The organism is Caballeronia terrestris (genome assembly GCF_001544515.1).
Lineage (GTDB): Bacteria > Pseudomonadota > Gammaproteobacteria > Burkholderiales > Burkholderiaceae > Caballeronia > Caballeronia terrestris.
The window spans coordinates 98,692-113,513 of sequence record NZ_FCOL02000015.1 but is presented as its reverse complement, the minus strand read 5'-3'; the positions used below and the strand labels follow the sequence as shown (position 1 = coordinate 113,513).

13 protein-coding genes and 2 pseudogenes are annotated in these 14,822 nt (G+C 64.0%); 8 read left to right on the top strand and 7 right to left on the bottom strand.

Annotated elements, in window-relative coordinates; translation table 11 throughout:
• Positions 1-9 precede the first annotated feature (9 nt).
• Both AWB67_RS15215 and AWB67_RS15210 read right to left on the bottom strand, forming a co-directional pair.
• On the bottom strand, positions 10-1,827 hold the full coding sequence (locus tag AWB67_RS15215; RefSeq protein WP_235025174.1) for a glycoside hydrolase family 15 protein: 1,818 nt from the start codon (positions 1,825-1,827) through the stop codon (positions 10-12).
• A gap of 16 nt (positions 1,828-1,843) precedes the next feature.
• Positions 1,844-2,644: an SDR family oxidoreductase gene (locus AWB67_RS15210; protein ID WP_087657076.1), complete on the bottom strand. Its 801-nt coding sequence runs from the start codon at positions 2,642-2,644 to the stop codon at positions 1,844-1,846.
• Between the two features lie 218 nt (positions 2,645-2,862).
• On the opposite strand from AWB67_RS15210, the gene AWB67_RS15205 reads away from it, so the two are divergent.
• From AWB67_RS15205 to AWB67_RS41845, 3 genes and pseudogenes are all read left to right on the top strand, one after another.
• On the top strand, positions 2,863-3,282 hold the full coding sequence (locus AWB67_RS15205) for a DUF6088 family protein (RefSeq protein WP_087657116.1): 420 nt from the start codon (positions 2,863-2,865) through the stop codon (positions 3,280-3,282).
• Positions 3,251-3,556, top strand: a complete 306-nt coding sequence (locus AWB67_RS41850) for a hypothetical protein (protein ID WP_235025180.1) — start codon at positions 3,251-3,253, stop codon at positions 3,554-3,556. The genes AWB67_RS15205 and AWB67_RS41850 overlap by 32 nt, the downstream gene beginning before the upstream one ends.
• Positions 3,519-4,193, top strand: a pseudogene (locus AWB67_RS41845) (nucleotidyl transferase AbiEii/AbiGii toxin family protein); the annotation flags it as partial. The gene AWB67_RS41850 and the pseudogene AWB67_RS41845, both read left to right, overlap by 38 nt.
• 104 nt (positions 4,194-4,297) lie before the next feature.
• Here the strand turns inward: AWB67_RS41845 and pdxY are convergent.
• On the bottom strand, positions 4,298-5,221 hold the full coding sequence (gene pdxY, locus AWB67_RS15195; protein WP_087657075.1) for a pyridoxal kinase PdxY: 924 nt from the start codon (positions 5,219-5,221) through the stop codon (positions 4,298-4,300).
• Positions 5,222-5,774: 553 nt separating this feature from the next.
• On the opposite strand from pdxY, the gene glgC reads away from it, so the two are divergent.
• Both glgC and glgA read left to right on the top strand, forming a co-directional pair.
• On the top strand, positions 5,775-7,043 hold the full coding sequence (glgC, locus tag AWB67_RS15190; protein WP_087657074.1) for a glucose-1-phosphate adenylyltransferase: 1,269 nt from the start codon (positions 5,775-5,777) through the stop codon (positions 7,041-7,043).
• 56 nt (positions 7,044-7,099) lie between these two features.
• Positions 7,100-8,575 (top strand): glycogen synthase GlgA, encoded by a 1,476-nt coding sequence (glgA, locus tag AWB67_RS15185; RefSeq protein WP_087657073.1) that lies wholly within the window; start codon positions 7,100-7,102, stop codon positions 8,573-8,575.
• Here the strand turns inward: glgA and AWB67_RS43760 are convergent.
• Positions 8,566-10,109, bottom strand: a pseudogene (locus AWB67_RS43760) (IclR family transcriptional regulator). The gene glgA and the pseudogene AWB67_RS43760 overlap by 10 nt on opposite strands.
• 183 nt (positions 10,110-10,292) lie before the next feature.
• Between AWB67_RS43760 and AWB67_RS15170 the strand changes: the two are divergent.
• Positions 10,293-11,252, top strand: coding sequence for an MBL fold metallo-hydrolase (locus AWB67_RS15170; protein WP_087657070.1), 960 nt, complete (start codon positions 10,293-10,295; stop codon positions 11,250-11,252).
• A gap of 105 nt (positions 11,253-11,357) precedes the next feature.
• Positions 11,358-12,689, top strand: coding sequence for an MFS transporter (locus AWB67_RS15165; protein ID WP_087657069.1), 1,332 nt, complete (start codon positions 11,358-11,360; stop codon positions 12,687-12,689).
• Here the strand turns inward: AWB67_RS15165 and AWB67_RS15160 are convergent.
• Together AWB67_RS15160 and AWB67_RS15155 are read right to left on the bottom strand one after the other, a co-directional pair.
• On the bottom strand, positions 12,686-13,150 hold the full coding sequence (locus tag AWB67_RS15160; RefSeq protein WP_087657068.1) for a hypothetical protein: 465 nt from the start codon (positions 13,148-13,150) through the stop codon (positions 12,686-12,688). The two genes, AWB67_RS15165 and AWB67_RS15160, sit on opposite strands and share 4 nt — an antisense overlap.
• 55 nt (positions 13,151-13,205) lie before the next feature.
• Positions 13,206-13,910, bottom strand: coding sequence for an alpha/beta fold hydrolase (locus tag AWB67_RS15155; protein WP_235025173.1), 705 nt, complete (start codon positions 13,908-13,910; stop codon positions 13,206-13,208).
• 337 nt (positions 13,911-14,247) lie between these two features.
• Here AWB67_RS15155 and AWB67_RS40795 point away from each other — a divergent pair, with 337 nt between their 5' ends.
• Entirely contained in the window at positions 14,248-14,385 is a 138-nt protein-coding gene (locus AWB67_RS40795) for a hypothetical protein (RefSeq protein ID WP_159964847.1), read from the top strand.
• A gap of 59 nt (positions 14,386-14,444) precedes the next feature.
• Here AWB67_RS40795 and AWB67_RS15150 read toward each other — a convergent pair whose 3' ends face one another.
• On the bottom strand, positions 14,445-14,720 hold the full coding sequence (locus AWB67_RS15150; protein ID WP_087657067.1) for a hypothetical protein: 276 nt from the start codon (positions 14,718-14,720) through the stop codon (positions 14,445-14,447).
• Between the last annotated feature and the right edge of the window lie 102 nt (positions 14,721-14,822).

Below are 14,822 nucleotides of genomic sequence, written 5' to 3'. Positions count from 1 at the left end.
TCATAGCGCTCACGACCACGGCGCATGCCGGCCTTCCAGACTGCGATCGAGCTGGAACGCGGAACTGATCAGCGCGAGATGCGTGAGCGCCTGCGGAAAATTGCCGAGCGACGCGCCATCGACGGCGACTTCCTCCGAGTAAAGCCCTACATGGTTCGAATAGGCAAGCATCTTTTCGAAGACGAGCCGACCCTCGTCGACGCGCCCCGCGCGCGCCAGCGCCTCCGCGTACCAGAACGAACAGGCGCTGAAGCCGCCTTCCTCGCCGTCGAGGCCATCGAGCGCCCCGCCGCGTGTGTAGCGGAAGATCAGCGGATCGACGCGCAAGTCGCGGCCGATCGCATCGAGCGTCGAGAGCCAGCGCGCGTCTTTCGGGCCGATGAAGCGCACGAGCGGCATCATCAGGACGGACGCGTCGAGGATGGTCGAGCCGGGCGTCTGCACGAAACTTTCCAGTTCATCGTTCCAGAAATTTTCGTGGATGTCGCGATGAATGCGGTCGCGAACGTCGAACCACTCCGCGAACGGCGCCGGCAGCGAACGTTTTTGCGCGAGCCGCAACGCGCGATCGAGCGCGACCCAGCACATCAGGCGCGAATGCAGCAGCGGCCGCGCGCCGTTGCGGAATTCCCAGATCCCGTGGTCCGGCTCCTCCCAGTGCGCGGCGACGTAATCGATGGTGCGCGTGACGTGCTGCCAGCCGTCGTGCGAAATCGCTGCGCCGTACTTGTTGTAGAGGTAGACGGCGTCCATCAGCGCGCCGTAGACGTCGAGCTGCATCTGGTCGCGCGCCGCGTTGCCGATGAGCGGCGGCTCGATGCCACTTCCGTGCAACTCGTCGGCGATGGTTTCTTCCGGCGGCGGCTCGCCATCCACTGCGTACATCACGCGCAGCGAGCCGTCCGAGTCGCAGCGCTTGTTGCGTTCGGCGATCCAGTGCATGAATTGCTGCGCCTCGCCCGTGTAGCCGAGCCGCAGCAGCGCGTAGACGGAGAACGCGGCGTCGCGGATCCACGTGTAGCGATAGTCCCAGCGGCGCCCGCCTTGCGGCGTTTCCGGCAGGCCGAATGTCGGCGCCGCGACGATCGCGCCGTGCTCGCGCGAGCTCAGGAGTTTCAGCAAGAGCGCCGAGCGCATCACGACTTCGCGATAGCGGCCACGATATGTCGATTGCGTAGCCCACGCGCGCCAGTACGCGACGGTTTCGTCGAGCGATGCGTCGCAGGGTTGGGTGCGTTCGAGTGGTTCTGACGCGCCGCCGAGCACGAAGCACGCGGTTTCGTCTTCGTCGAGGTCGAAGCGGGCGATGGCGTCTTTCTTGCCGTCGATCGAAAGGTCTACGGTGGCGCAGAGGGTCAGTGCTTCGGCCTCGGGCGGTTCGAAGCGCACCGCTCGCTCGCTGGCTTGCACGACTTCGTGTTTCGAGCGCGCGTAATCGAAGCGCGGCGCGCAGCGCATCGTCATCGAGACGCGGCCGAATATCGCCCGCACTATTCGCACGACGCAATTCGGTGCGTCGTCGCCGGAGCGCGTGAGCGGCATGAAATCGATCACCTCGCACACCGCATCCGGCGACATGAAACGCGTCACCAGCACATTCGTTTCGGGCAGATACATCTGCTTGACGCGCGGGGCGTCGATGGCGGGCGCGATCTGGAAATGCCCGCCGCGCTTCGCATCGAGCAGCGCACCGAAGATCGTCGGCGAATCGACGCGCGGATAGCACATGAAATTGAGCGCGCCGTCGGTGGCGACAAGCGCCGTCGTGCGCATATTGCCGATCACGCCGTGCTCTTCGATCGGCGTGCTGCACGGAACGCGCTTCATTTGTGTTTGTGTTTGTTCAGCCATTGCCGGCGAACCCCGGGTAGAGCGTCATGCCGCCATCGACGAAAAGCGTCGTGCCGACGACATAGTCGCTTTCGTCGGAGGCGAGCCAGACGGCAGCGCGCCCGATGTCGTCCACTTCGCCGATGCGGCCGTACGGCACCAGCTTGAGAAGTTTCTGAAGCGCGTCCTTGCTGTCCCAGGCTTCCTTGTTGATCGGCGTGCGAATGGCGCCGGGCGCGATCGAATTCACGCGGATGCGTTGCGGCGCGACTTCCTGCGCGAGCGATTTCATCATCATCTGGATGCCGCCCTTCGATGCCGCGTAGTTCACGTGCCCCGCCCACGGGATGATTTCGTGCACGGAACTCATGCAGATGATTTTGCCGAGCGCCTTCGAGACCGGACGCGGGCCGCGCCGCAGAAATTCGCGCACGGCGCGCTGGGCGGTCAGGAACTGGCCCGCGAGGTTGACGTTCATTACGGTGTGCCAGTCGTCGAGTGTCATGTCGGCGAACGGCGCGTCTTTCTGCAGCCCCGAATTCGCGACGACGATGTCGATCGTGCCGAAGCGCTTTGTGACGGCGTCGAACATGGCGTCGATTTCGGCTTCGTCGGCGACGTTGGCGCCGATCGTGAAAGCCTGGCCGCCGGAATGTTCGATGTCGGCGGCGAGCGTTTCGGCGGGCTCTCCGTGCGAGTGATAGTTGATCGCGACGCTTGCACCGGCGTCGGCGAGCGCCTGCGCGACGCCGAAACCGATGCCGGAACTCGCGCCGGTAACGAGGGCGATCTGGCCTTCGAGGGGTTTGGTCATTGCGTTCCTTGGCGTTTTCTTGAGTTAGGCGGGCCTTTTGGTGTGGGAGCAAGGGGCGCGCCTGAAGGGTTTTTATTGGCTTCGGCGATAGTCGGGATCTTTTGCAGAAAATGCTTGATGATGAGCAATCACTGTTCTTGCAACACATTGCTGCACATGAGTTCTAGCGGATTTTGATAGAATGGTGACCTCTTTTGGAAAACGCCTGCGAAAACGTCATGAACCTCGAAGACCGCATCATCCGATCGATCAGCCTGCGCAAAGGAACCGTCGTGCTGCGCTCGGAACTCGCCCCGCTCGGCAGCGCCGCGCAAATCACGCGCGTGCTCGCGCAATTGCTGGAGAAAGGGAAACTCGTGCGCGTGAGCAAAGGCGTGTTTGCGAAGACGCGAATCAACAAATTCACCGGGACGTTGACGGTGGCGGGGTCGCTCGAAAACATCGCATCGGAGACATTCAGGAAGCTCGGTATCCCCGTGCGGCCTGGGCGGCTGATATGCGAATACAGCGAGCGCAAGACGACGCAGATGCCGGTGGAACTGGTCGCTGATACGGGCAAGCGGCGAATCAGCCGCAAAATCGAAGTCGCTGGAATGATGGTGAAGTATGAGAACGATCGCACGCGAACAGCACAATGAAATCGAAGACGCACGCGCTGGAAATTTGCTCGGGCACTTGCGCCCCGCGATCCTGGAAAAGGACATTCACGTAACTGATGCGCTTGCCGCGCTTGCCGGCATTCGCGTGAGTCACACGGCGTATCGGAAGGATCGGCGGTCGCAGCGTGACACGCGGCCGGCTGAAGTGGCTGTCGAGACGCGGATGATCTTTGCGGGTGGCACCTGTCTCGCGAAGGCGCACGGGTTGATCGAGCGTGTCGGAGGACATCGACATCAAGGTCGTGCTGGATGAAGTGCCGGAGGGCTATGCGCTCGCGGGCGGGCGCGGCGACCGGAGTCGCCTGGGCGAACTGCAGGTCGAAGTCTGCGAACGGCTGAAAGGTTCGGGTTTTACCCTCATCGAGGCCGAGGACGAAGACAATCCGCGCTCACGCGACAATCGTCGCTATTACTGCCTGCATCTTGCGTACCGGGCGGAATTCGGCGGCAGCGACTTTGCCCTGCGCCCCGAACTTAAAATCGAACTGATTCACCGCCCGCCGATGCTCCTAATCGAGCCGCGCGAGATGGGTTGTCTGCTCGATCATCCGGTTGGCCGCGCGTCAGCCGAACCGTTTTCGATGCCGTGCATCTCCGTCGCGGAGACGCTCGGCGAGAAAATCCTGTCGCTGCTCCGGCGTTGCGCGTGGCACCGGGACGGCCGCCAACGCGGCAGTTTCGACGCAGCGCTTGTCCGTCACATCTACGACACATGGCGCATCTGCGCGATTAGTCCGGATTCCGTAGACGAGGCGACCATCGTCTTCGAAGCGCTGGTGAAGCAAGACGTCGCGGAGTTCGGGGCGCAACACGAGGAATTCGCCGACGATCCGTTCGATACCCTCCGCCGCGCCCTTCATCGCACCGCGACTGAGCCCACCCTGCGCCATCATTTCGACGAGCGCCTGATCCCGCTGGTTTTCGCAGCGGGCCGCCCGGTCTACGACGCCTGCCTCGCGAGCTTCACCACCGCGGTGCACCGCATGCTCAGGCCTCAGTCGAAGGCGCGGTCGAAGCCCAGGTCCATGCCGAGGCCAAGGCCACGCCGCGCCATGTCGTTGCCGGCGACGCGAATCGCGGGGAAACGATCGGTCGGTTTGGCGATTTCATCCTGCGAAGCGACGATCTCCAGTTCGTAGCGTCCCGCCTCGTAAGTCGCCTTCACTACCGCGTTCACCGCCGCGAGCGTGTGCTCGAGCGCGTCGCGCAGCGAATCGCCGAGCAGCGTGCGCGCGACGAACACCGCGCTCGTCAAATCGCCCACGCCCACCGGCTGCCGAGCAAACGGATACAGCGGCCGCTGCGCGAACCACGCCTCCGTCGCGCTGACCACCAGCATGTTGAACGTATCCGCGCGGCTGTTCCGGTCGATCAGATGCTTCACCAGAATAAAACGCGGCCCGCGCCCGATCACCTCGCGGCACGCGTCGACGGCGTCTTCCACCGTTTCGATCGTCCGGCCGGAAAGTTTCTCCAGTTCGATGTGGTTGGGCATCATCGCGTCGGCGACGTCCGGCATTGTCGTGACGAGGAAGTCCTGAATGGCCGGCTCGACGGTGCAACCGCCCGTCGCGCCCATGACCGGGTCGCAGAAGAAGATCGCGCGCGGATTCACCGATTTCACCGTCCGCACGATTTCGACCACCGCGCGCCCTTGCTCGGTCGAGCCGAGAAAGCCCGAGAGCACTGCGTTACAGCGCGCGAGCATGCCGATCGCGCCGATTCCGTCGATCACGTTCTGCAATTCGTCGGCATCGAAGACGCTGCCGGTCCAGCGGCCGTATTGCGTGTGATTCGAGAACTGGACGGTATTGAGCGGCCAGACGTTGACGCCGAGCCGACGCATCGGGAACACCGCCGCGCTATTGCCGGCGTGCCCGAAAACCACATGCGACTGAATACTGAGGACGTTGTTCATGATCTCTTCCGGGATGCGGACGGCGCCCTTTGAAACGGGATGCTCGGTTCGTCGAAACAACACGCGCGCCGCAAACGATAAACGAGAGCGGCGAATTGCATGTTTAGCTAAAGAACACCGGAGCACTAAGGCCCGAAAGGGACCGCCCGGCGCGTGAGTCCTATTGTGCCGCGCCTTGGCGCGCTGCGGCATTGCCGCTCGGTTATTAATTGCAAACTCGTGCAAAGGCGCGACGTTTTGTCGTCCAGTGTGCCCGCGTGGTGCGCAAATGGTAGCGCCGATGCAACAAACGGCATGGCGATTGCTCTATTTCGTCGCTAAACAGGGGCTTATTTCTCCGACGCGAACGATTATTCGCCACTCGAAAAAAACGAGTAATGCCGGCACACTATTTCGCTTGTGAGCCCGATAATGCTTTTCACGCGCAAAGCCGCGCATTCACTTTCATACTACCTATGCGCTAAAGAAATACAGCAAACAGATCCACGAAGAAAGCGGGGCGATCAGAAGACGGACAGACATCAATAACCGCAAGTCAAATCAGGAGGCTGGAATGGAGACGCTGGCAAAGAATCGCACCGATTTGCAGAAGTCCACGCTCGCAATCGTTCTTGCGGGCGGGCGTGGTACACGGCTCGGACCGCTGACCGACAAGCGGGTCAAACCTGCCGTTCACTTCGGCGGGAAATACCGGATCATCGATTTCGCGCTGTCCAACTGCCTGAACTCCGGCATCCGGCGCATCGCCGTCGTTACGCAGTACAAGGCGCATTCGCTCCTGCGCCATCTGCAGCGCGGCTGGGGGTTTCTGCGCGGCGAGTTCAACGAGTTCATCGATATCTGGCCGGCGCAGCAGCGCGTCGATTCGAGCTGGTATCGCGGCACCGCCGACGCCGTGTTCCAGAACCTCGACATCATCCGGTCGATCGCGCCGGAGTTCATCGTCGTGCTGGCGGGCGACCACATCTACAAGATGGACTACACGCGCATGGTGCTGGATCACGTCGAAAGCGGCGCGGACTGCACGGTCGGTTGTATCGAAGTGCCGCGCATGGAGGCGGTCGCGTTCGGCGTGATGCACGTCGATGAGGACCGCCGCGTCACGGCCTTCCTCGAAAAGCCCGCCGATCCGCCCGCAATGCCCGGCAAGCCGGACATCGCGCTCGCGAGCATGGGCATCTACGTGTTCAACGCAAAGTACTTGTTCCAGTTGCTGGAGGAGAACATCGCGGCATCGAACACGGATCACGACTTCGGCAAGGACATCATCCCGCGCGTCGTGACGACCGGCCGCGCGATCGCGCATCCGTTCGGCATGTCGTGCGTGACCTCCGACAGCGACCCGAACGCACCGGCCTACTGGCGCGACGTCGGCACGGTCGACGCGTACTGGGCCGCGAACCTCGACCTCGCTTCGACGATCCCGGAACTCGATCTCTACGACCGCAAATGGCCGATCTGGACCAACCAGGAGCAGCTTCCGCCTGCGAAGTTCGTGCGCGACCTGAAAGGCGAGCAGGGCGAGATCACGAACCTGCTCGTTTGCGGCGGATGCGTGATTTCGGGTTCGCACGTGTCGAAGTCGGTGTTGTCGTCGGCGGTGCGGGTGCATTCGTTCTGTCACATCGACGAGGCAGTATTGTTGCCGCAAGTGACCGTCGGACCGAACTGCCGCCTGACGCGCGTCGTGATCGACCGTGGTTGCACCGTGCCGGAAGGGCTCGTGATCGGCGAGGATGCCGAGGAAGACGCCCGGCGCTTCTTCCGCACCGAGACGGGCATCACGCTCGTCACGCAGGAGGCGCTGCGACGGCTCACATAACGGCGCGGTGAGCTGCTGCGCCGCGCCCCCGAAAAAAGCAATCGACTGGAGAGCCGATGACCGTTTGCGTGCTGCATGTCGCAGCTGAGATGTATCCGCTGTTGAAAACCGGCGGACTCGCCGATGTCGTGGGCGCGCTGCCGCCCGCGCAATCGCAACTGGGCTCCGATTCGCGCGTGATCCTGCCGGGTTTTCCGGCAGTGCTCGCGGGTATGACCGGCATCGAGCCGGTCGCCGTGCTCGGCCACGCGTTCGGCGCGGGCGAAGTCCGGCTCGAGCGCGGTCTTCTGGAGCCGCACGGCGTCGTGGTGTACGTCGTGCGGGCCGATTCGTTCTACGACCGTCCGGGCAACCCGTACCTGGACGCGTCGCATCATCCGTACGGCGACAACGACCGCCGCTTCGCGCTGCTCGCGTGGGCAGCGGCGCGCGTCGCGACGGGCGCCGATCCCGACTGGCATCCCCACATCCTCCACGCGCACGACTGGCACGCGGGCTTGGCGCCGGCCTATCTGCGCGCGTTCGAGCGTTCCAGCGGCGCGCCGCGCATCCCGTCGGTGATGACGGTGCACAACCTGGCGTATCAGGGCGTCTTCCCGGCCGAGCACTTCGGCGTGCTGCAACTCCCGGCGGACTTTTACGCGGTCGATGGCGTCGAGTTCTACGGCCATGTGTCGTTCCTGAAGGCGGGGCTCTATTTCGCTGAGCGCATCACGACGGTGAGCCCCACCTACGCGCGCGAGATCCAGACGCAGCAACACGGAGCGGGCCTTCACGGCTTGCTACAGACGCGTTCGCACGACATCAGCGGCATTTTGAACGGCGTCGATTATTCGATCTGGAATCCGTCGACGGATACGACGATCGACACCCGCTACACGCCCGCCAAGCCCACCGGCAAGCTGAAATGCAAGGCGGCGTTGCAGGAGCGTCTGGGGCTCGAACGCAACGACGACGCGCTGCTTTTCGGCGTCGTGAGCCGTCTGACGGAGCAAAAGGGGCTGGATCTGCTGCTGTCGGCGATTCCGGACATCGTTCAGCGTGGCGGACAGCTCGCCGTGCTCGGCACCGGCGACCCGGCGCTCGAAAACGGTATGAAGAACGCGGCGGCGGCGCATCCGGGTGCGGTGGCGGTGGAACTAGGCTTCGACGAGACGCTGTCGCATTCGATCATCGCGGGCAGCGACATCGTGATGGTGCCGTCGCGCTTCGAGCCGTGCGGGCTCACGCAGTTGTACGCGCTCGCTTACGGGTCGCTGCCGCTCGTGCATCGGGTGGGCGGTCTCGCGGACACGGTCGTGGATTCGTCGCTGGAAAATCTCGCCGACGATCTCGCGACCGGTTTCGTCTTCGATTCGTTCGAGCGGCCGGGCATCGTCGCGGCGATCCGGCGGGCGTTCGCGCTCAAAGCACGCCGCACCGAGTGGAAAACGGTGATGCGGCGCGCGATGACGAAGAACTTCGGCTGGGAAGCGGCGGCGCAGGATTATGCGGAGGTTTATCGGGGGCTAAGGCCGTCGGATCAGCCTTGAGCGAAGCCGAAGCGCCATGAAAGGCGCCGCGTCGCGGTCAGCAGGCGCTGCGCGAGCGCGCCGGCAGGATCGCTGTCGAAGCCGCCCGACGAGCCGATCACCGCGATCACCAGACACACGCTCCCCGTGTGATCGAAGACCGGCGACGCCAGCGTGTGGATGCCGGGGACGGGCGCGCCGAGCGCGGTGTCGAAGCCTTCATGCTTTATCGAAGCGAGGCGCGCTTCAAAAGCGTCGTCTGGCGGACTGGCCCGGCCCGCGAGCCGGATGCCGTCCTGCTGCAACAGCGGCGCGAGCACGTCGCGCGCGAGATGCGCCGCGAACACCCGCCCGATCGCCGTATTCACGAGCGACATCACCGTGCCGATCCGCAAGCTCACGTGCTGCGGCCGCGCCGATTCCTCCAATCGCACGACGGTCGGCCCGAGCGGCCCGAGCGCCGCCGCCGCGACGCTCATGCCGGTATCGGCGGCGAGGGCGGCGATTTCCGGCTCGGCATCGCGGATCGGCGAAAGGCGCTGGAGCGCGATCAAACCAAGTTCCAGGCTCAGCGGCCCGGCTTCGAAGAGGCCGGCGTCGTCGCGGGTCAGGAGGCCGATCTTGACCAGACTCACCAGATGCGGAAACGCCTTCGCGGCGGGCATCCCGGCGGCCGCCGCGAGATCGCGCAGGGCAAGCGGTCGCCCCGCGCCGACGAGCGCGAGCAACAGGTCGCCGGTGTTGTCGAGCGCGCTGATGCCGCGCTGGGCTTTGGTGTCGTCGGTGGGAGGCGTCATAGGAGTGCGGCGATGTCGCGCGCCGTCGCGAGGAGCGCCCGCGCGACCGGGCCGTCCCACGCGACATCGATCGAACCCGACGGGCCGATCACGGTCAGTGCCAGTTGCATGCGCTGCGACGCATCGACGACCGGCACGCTCAGGCTGCTGATGCCGGGGCTCGGCGCATCGACGCTGCGCTCGATACCGCGCGCGCGGATTTCCTCGATGCGTTCGTCGGGAAGCACCGCGTCTTGCTGATTAGCCAGCATCGCGGCGATCTGTGCCGGATCGTGGAACGCGCGGAAGACGCGCCCGGTGGCCGTCGCCGAGAGCGACATCACCGTGCCGACGTGCAGATTCACATGCAGCGGATACCCGCCGCGCTCGAAACGCACGATGGTCGGCCCCTGCGGCCCGCCGACGCACACCGCCACGCTGAACCCGGTCGATTCCGCGAGCGCCGCGACGTGCGGCACGGCCACGCGATATGCGCTCTGTTGTTCGAGTTGCAGCAAACCGAGCCGCAGCGACAGCGGACCCGGCTCGTAATTGCCGGTGAGCGCGTCGCGCTTGACGAGCCCGAGCCGCGTCAGGCTGACGAGATAGGTATGCGCCTGCGCCGTCGGCAATTGCGCGGCATCGGCGAGGGCGCTCAAGGCGAGCGGCGAGCGATGACGCGCGAGCGCATCAAGCAGCCGCCCGCCGACCTCGACGCTCTGAATGCCGCGCTGTTTCTTTTCCGGCGCGTCGTTTGTGGATGGTTCGGCCAAGCAAATCCCGGTTGGCAAGATTTCGAGAAAGGAAGATGGTAGCTGAGACGCGCCTCAAAACCGAAACCGAACCCGCGACCCGGCGTTTACCCGTAATTTGCATATAGCAAACACACTTGCTGTTGACAAATATTCGGGGGACGCCGATCATCGCCCCATCCCCTCACAGAACACTTCAGCGAGACGAATATGGCAAAGGCATTTGCATCCCAGGCCGACCTGGAAGTAAAGAAGATCACGTTCACGCAGCTCTCGGAGAACGCCTACGCGTACACGGCGGAAGGCGATCCGAACTCGGGCGTGATCATCGGCGACGATGGCGTGCTGATCGTCGATACGACGGCCACGCCGGCAATGGCGCAGGACCTGATCGAGAAAATCCGCAGCGTCACCGACAAGCCCATCAAGTACGTCGTCCTCTCGCACTACCACGCGGTGCGCGTGCTGGGCGCGTCGGCGTATTTCGCGGAAGGCGCGCAACAGGTGATCGCGAGCCGCGGCACTTACGAGATGATCGTCGAGCGTGGCGAGCAGGACATGAAATCCGAGATCGAGCGCTTTCCGCGACTTTTCGCGGGCGTCGAAACGGTGCCGGGCCTGACCTGGCCGACGCTCGTCTTCGAGAAGGAAATCACGCTGTGGCTCGGCAAGCTCGAAGTGAAGATCGCGCATCTTGGCTCGGGCCACACGAAGGGCGATACGGTTGTTTGGCTGCCGTCGCAGAAAGTGCTGTTTTCGGGTGACCTGGTCGAATACGATGCCGCCTGTTATTGCGGCGACGCGCAACTCGAACAATGGCCGACGACGCTCGAAGCCCTGCGCGCGCTGAACGCCGAAAAGCTCGTGCCCGGACGCGGCCCCGCGCTGCTGTCGCCGGCGGACGTGATTAAGGGCATCGACTACACGAAGGACTTCGTGACGACGCTCCTGCAGGCGGGCCGCGAAGCCGTCGAGGAGAAGCTCGACCTGAAGGGCGCGATGGCGCATACCCGTAAATCGATGGACCCGAAGTTCGGCCATGTGTTCATCTACGAGCACTGCCTGCCGTTCGACGTCTCGCGCGCCTTCGACGAAGCGAGCGGCATCACCCATCCGCGCATCTGGACGGCGCAGCGCGACAAGGACATGTGGGCCGCGCTGCAGGAATGAGCGCGCTTTAACGTGATCACCGCGAACGGCGCCCGCCGTTCGCGTCCCTCTTCAATTCAATCCACGGCGCATCAGACGCCGGCCATCCTGTTCCTGGAGTGAGACATGTCGAAGCCGATCAGTACGGCGACGGTCCCCGTGACCGCCGTCGCGGATGAGGACGACCTGCTGTTGCGCAAGGTCGCTTGGCGGATCATCCCGTTCCTGTTTCTTTGCTACGTGGTGTCGTTTCTCGACCGCATCAATATCGGCTTCGCGCAGTTGCAGATGAAGCACGATCTCGGTTTCAGCGACGCGATGTACGGCCTCGGCGCCGCCGTGTTCTATATCGGCTACGTGATGTTCGAGGTGCCGAGCAACCTGCTGCTCGCAAAGTACGGCGCGCGCCGCACCTTCACGCGGATCATGCTGCTGTGGGGACTTGCCTCGGTCGGGATGATGTTCGTTTCGACGCCCGGCCACTTCTATTTGTTGCGCTTCATGCTTGGCGTGTTCGAGGCGGGTTTTTTCCCCGGCATCGTGCTGTATCTGACCTACTGGTTCCCTGCGAGCCGGCGTGCGGCGGTGCTGTCGGTGTTCTTCGCGGGCGTCGCGGTGGCGGGTGTGTTCGGCGGGCTCGTGTCCGGCTGGATCATGCGCGACATGGGCGGCGTGCTCGGCCTCTTCGGCTGGCAGTGGATGTTCGCTATCGAAGGCGCGCCGGCCGTGCTGCTCGCTTTCGTGGCGCTCTTCTATCTCGTCGATTCGCCGCGCCACGCGAAGTGGCTCACGCCCTTCGAGCGAGATCGGCTCGAAACGCTGTGCGCGGAAAGCCACGCCGCGCCAAACGCTCACGATTCGCACAGTCTGCTGGACGCGCTGCGCAATCCGCGCGTCTATCTCTTCGCCTTCATCTACTTTTCGCTGACGTGCGCTTCGCTGACGCTGAGCTTCTGGATGCCGCTGATGATCCGCGATTTCGGCATCAAGGACGTCGTGTCGGTGAGCCTGTATTCGGTCGTGCCGAATGCGATCGGCGCGGTCGGGTTGATTCTGATCGCGCGCCATTCGGACCGCGTGAATGAGCGCCGCAAGCACTTCGCGTTCTGCACGATCGGCGGCGGCCTCGCGCTCTCGGCGCTCACGCTGCACCTGCCGAGCTTCCCGGCGATGCTCGCGATCCTCTCGGTCGCCTGCGTGCTGATTTTCGCCGCGCTGCCGATCTTCTGGTCGGTGCCGCCGAGCTATCTGACGGGCAAGACTGCGGCGGCCGGCATCGCATTCATCAGCAGCATCGGGATCACGAGCGGGATCGTGAGTCCGTGGGTCATCGGCCAGATTCGCACGACGACCGGCAGTATGGATCTCGCTGTTTACCTGCTGGCCGGATTGCTGCTGTTGAGCGGACTTGCGCTGATGCTTGGTGTCGCGAAAGAGCCTTCCAAGCGCGGTTTCTAGCGTGCGCCCGCGCCCGCCATCGCGCGGAACGTGTCTGGCGTCGCGAAGGCCAAGTATTGCGCCTGCATCTCGGGCGTCAGGCATTCGATCAGCGTGACGTTATCGATCCACAGTTCGATCACATCGAAGAAGTGATTGCCGCGCGTGCAGCGCACGGCGCGCCAGCCTTCGCGCGCGCCGATCGCGATCACGTCTTCCGCCGGCAGCTTTGTCGCGATGGCGAGGTGAAATGCGCTGTAGCCGGCCGGAGGCGCGTCGCCGGGAATGAAGTCGGCGTCGCCCGGACGCAGGACGCGGTCTGCCGGATACACCTCCAGCACGGTGCCGCGCTCGTCGCCCGCGACCGCCATCCACGAACCGGGGAACGCGGCAAAGGGCGCGGCGAACCCGTCCCACAATTCGGCGATCACGCCGGCGACGCGCTCGGGTTGTTTCGCGGGTATCGATGCATGGAAGATCATCGCGATGCTCCGGGGTTTTCGTGTTCCCAACATAGCACCACCGCGCACAAAGGGCTCACGCTTCGCTCGCGAACCGGCGGATGTCGGCGTTCAGGCGCTCCGTGTGGCTCAGAAAGACCCCGTGCGGCGCGCCTTCATACACGACGAGCCGCGCGTTCGGCACGAGCGCGGCCGTTCGACGGGACGTCAGCTCGAGCGGATTCGATACGTCGTCGTCGCCTTGCACGACGAGCGTCGGCAAATCGAGCGCCTCGAGTTCCGCGCGGAAATCGCCGCCGTTGATCGTCTCGTAGCACTCGTGCAGCGCAAGCGGTGACGTGCGCAACGCCATCTCGCAAATCCATTCGATCATCGCCTCCGATACGTCCGGCCCCGCAAACGGCCGCGCATTTTCGGCGAGCCAGCGCGGATAGTCGGTGGCGAGATCGCGCTGGAAGGCGTCGACGTGGGCGCGCTCGATGCCGTCGGGATTGTCAGGCGTCTTCGCGAGCATCGGCAGCGTGGCGGCGATCAGCACGAGCCGCGCGACGCGCGCCGTGCCGTGGCGGGTGACGTGGCGCACGGCTTCGGCGCCGCCCATCGAATAACCGACGAGCGTGACGTCGCGCAGGTCGAGGGATTCGATGACGGCGGCGATGTCGTCGGCGAGGGTGTCGTAGTCGTAGCCGCGGCCCGGGTCGCTCGATCGTCCGTGGCCGCGGCGGTCGAATGCGACGCAGCGAAAGCCCGCGCGCGTGAGCGGCAGCATCTGGTAGCCCACATGTCGCTCGGGAGCGAGTAGCTGCCGACGAAGACGATCGGCCGGCCTGTGCCCCAGTCGCGATAGAAGAGTTCGACGCCGTCGGGGGTCGTGACGAAGTTGGGGCGGGTGATTGCGTTGGCGAGCATGTCGTTCTCCTCGATCGAAGCGGTTGAAAGTCGCACGGCGTTGGGCCGTTCGATGACTTCATCGTCGCAATTCGAGGGAGGGAGAACAATTACGCGGGAGGTAATGCGCGCGCAAATGCCGACAATCCAAAATTGACACGCTAGACTGACCCGGCATCGACAAACCATCGCCGATGCGGCCAAACCGACCTTACAACGTGGACTGTCAGATGAAAGCTTTCGCTAAAAAAAGTATTGCCGTTTTGCTTCTCGCTACCTTCGCCGTTTCGACTGCGGCGCTTGCCAAGTCGACGCATCATCACCACAAGTCTCCCCACGCCAAGCACGTGAAGCACGAAGCGCATTGATGCGTTAGCGCTTCAGTCGCCGCTCGCGCTGGACAAAACGAGCGGCGCCCCAAAAAAACTCACTCGTCCTCGCTCGAATAGAGCTTGCAGCGCGCGCCGCCATCGATGGAACCGCGCATGTCGATCTGCACACGGCGTGCATTCGCGCCGCACGGTCCGCTGTCGTAACTCGTGCGCATCGCGGACGGCGCCATGCTTGCGACGCGTATTTCCTGATCCGCTGCCGATTCGTGAAGCAGGGCCTGACTCGCGGCACTCCCCGATGTCGCCGATTCGCCCGATACGGAAGTCGACGCCATGACGATCACACCACCGCAAAGAATGACTTTCCACATGACTCGCCTCGCGTAGAAGAGAAGGGCCGGGGCACACGTTTTGCTGCGTCGCAACACAAAATTGCCCCGTTCATAATTGCCTGTCAAGTTCGCGAAAAATTC

Coding starts and splice junctions, on each gene's coding strand:
- AWB67_RS15215 (WP_235025174.1), bottom strand. CDS start 1,827: ATGAAGCGCGTTCCGTGCAGCACGCCGATCGAAGAGCACGGCGTGATC.
- AWB67_RS15210 (WP_087657076.1), bottom strand. CDS start 2,644: ATGACCAAACCCCTCGAAGGCCAGATCGCCCTCGTTACCGGCGCGAGT.
- AWB67_RS15205 (WP_087657116.1), top strand. CDS start 2,863: ATGAACCTCGAAGACCGCATCATCCGATCGATCAGCCTGCGCAAAGGA.
- AWB67_RS41850 (WP_235025180.1), top strand. CDS start 3,251: ATGAGAACGATCGCACGCGAACAGCACAATGAAATCGAAGACGCACGC.
- pdxY (WP_087657075.1), bottom strand. CDS start 5,221: ATGAACAACGTCCTCAGTATTCAGTCGCATGTGGTTTTCGGGCACGCC.
- glgC (WP_087657074.1), top strand. CDS start 5,775: ATGGAGACGCTGGCAAAGAATCGCACCGATTTGCAGAAGTCCACGCTC.
- glgA (WP_087657073.1), top strand. CDS start 7,100: ATGACCGTTTGCGTGCTGCATGTCGCAGCTGAGATGTATCCGCTGTTG.
- AWB67_RS15170 (WP_087657070.1), top strand. CDS start 10,293: ATGGCAAAGGCATTTGCATCCCAGGCCGACCTGGAAGTAAAGAAGATC.
- AWB67_RS15165 (WP_087657069.1), top strand. CDS start 11,358: ATGTCGAAGCCGATCAGTACGGCGACGGTCCCCGTGACCGCCGTCGCG.
- AWB67_RS15160 (WP_087657068.1), bottom strand. CDS start 13,150: ATGATCTTCCATGCATCGATACCCGCGAAACAACCCGAGCGCGTCGCC.
- AWB67_RS40795 (WP_159964847.1), top strand. CDS start 14,248: ATGAAAGCTTTCGCTAAAAAAAGTATTGCCGTTTTGCTTCTCGCTACC.
- AWB67_RS15150 (WP_087657067.1), bottom strand. CDS start 14,720: ATGTGGAAAGTCATTCTTTGCGGTGGTGTGATCGTCATGGCGTCGACT.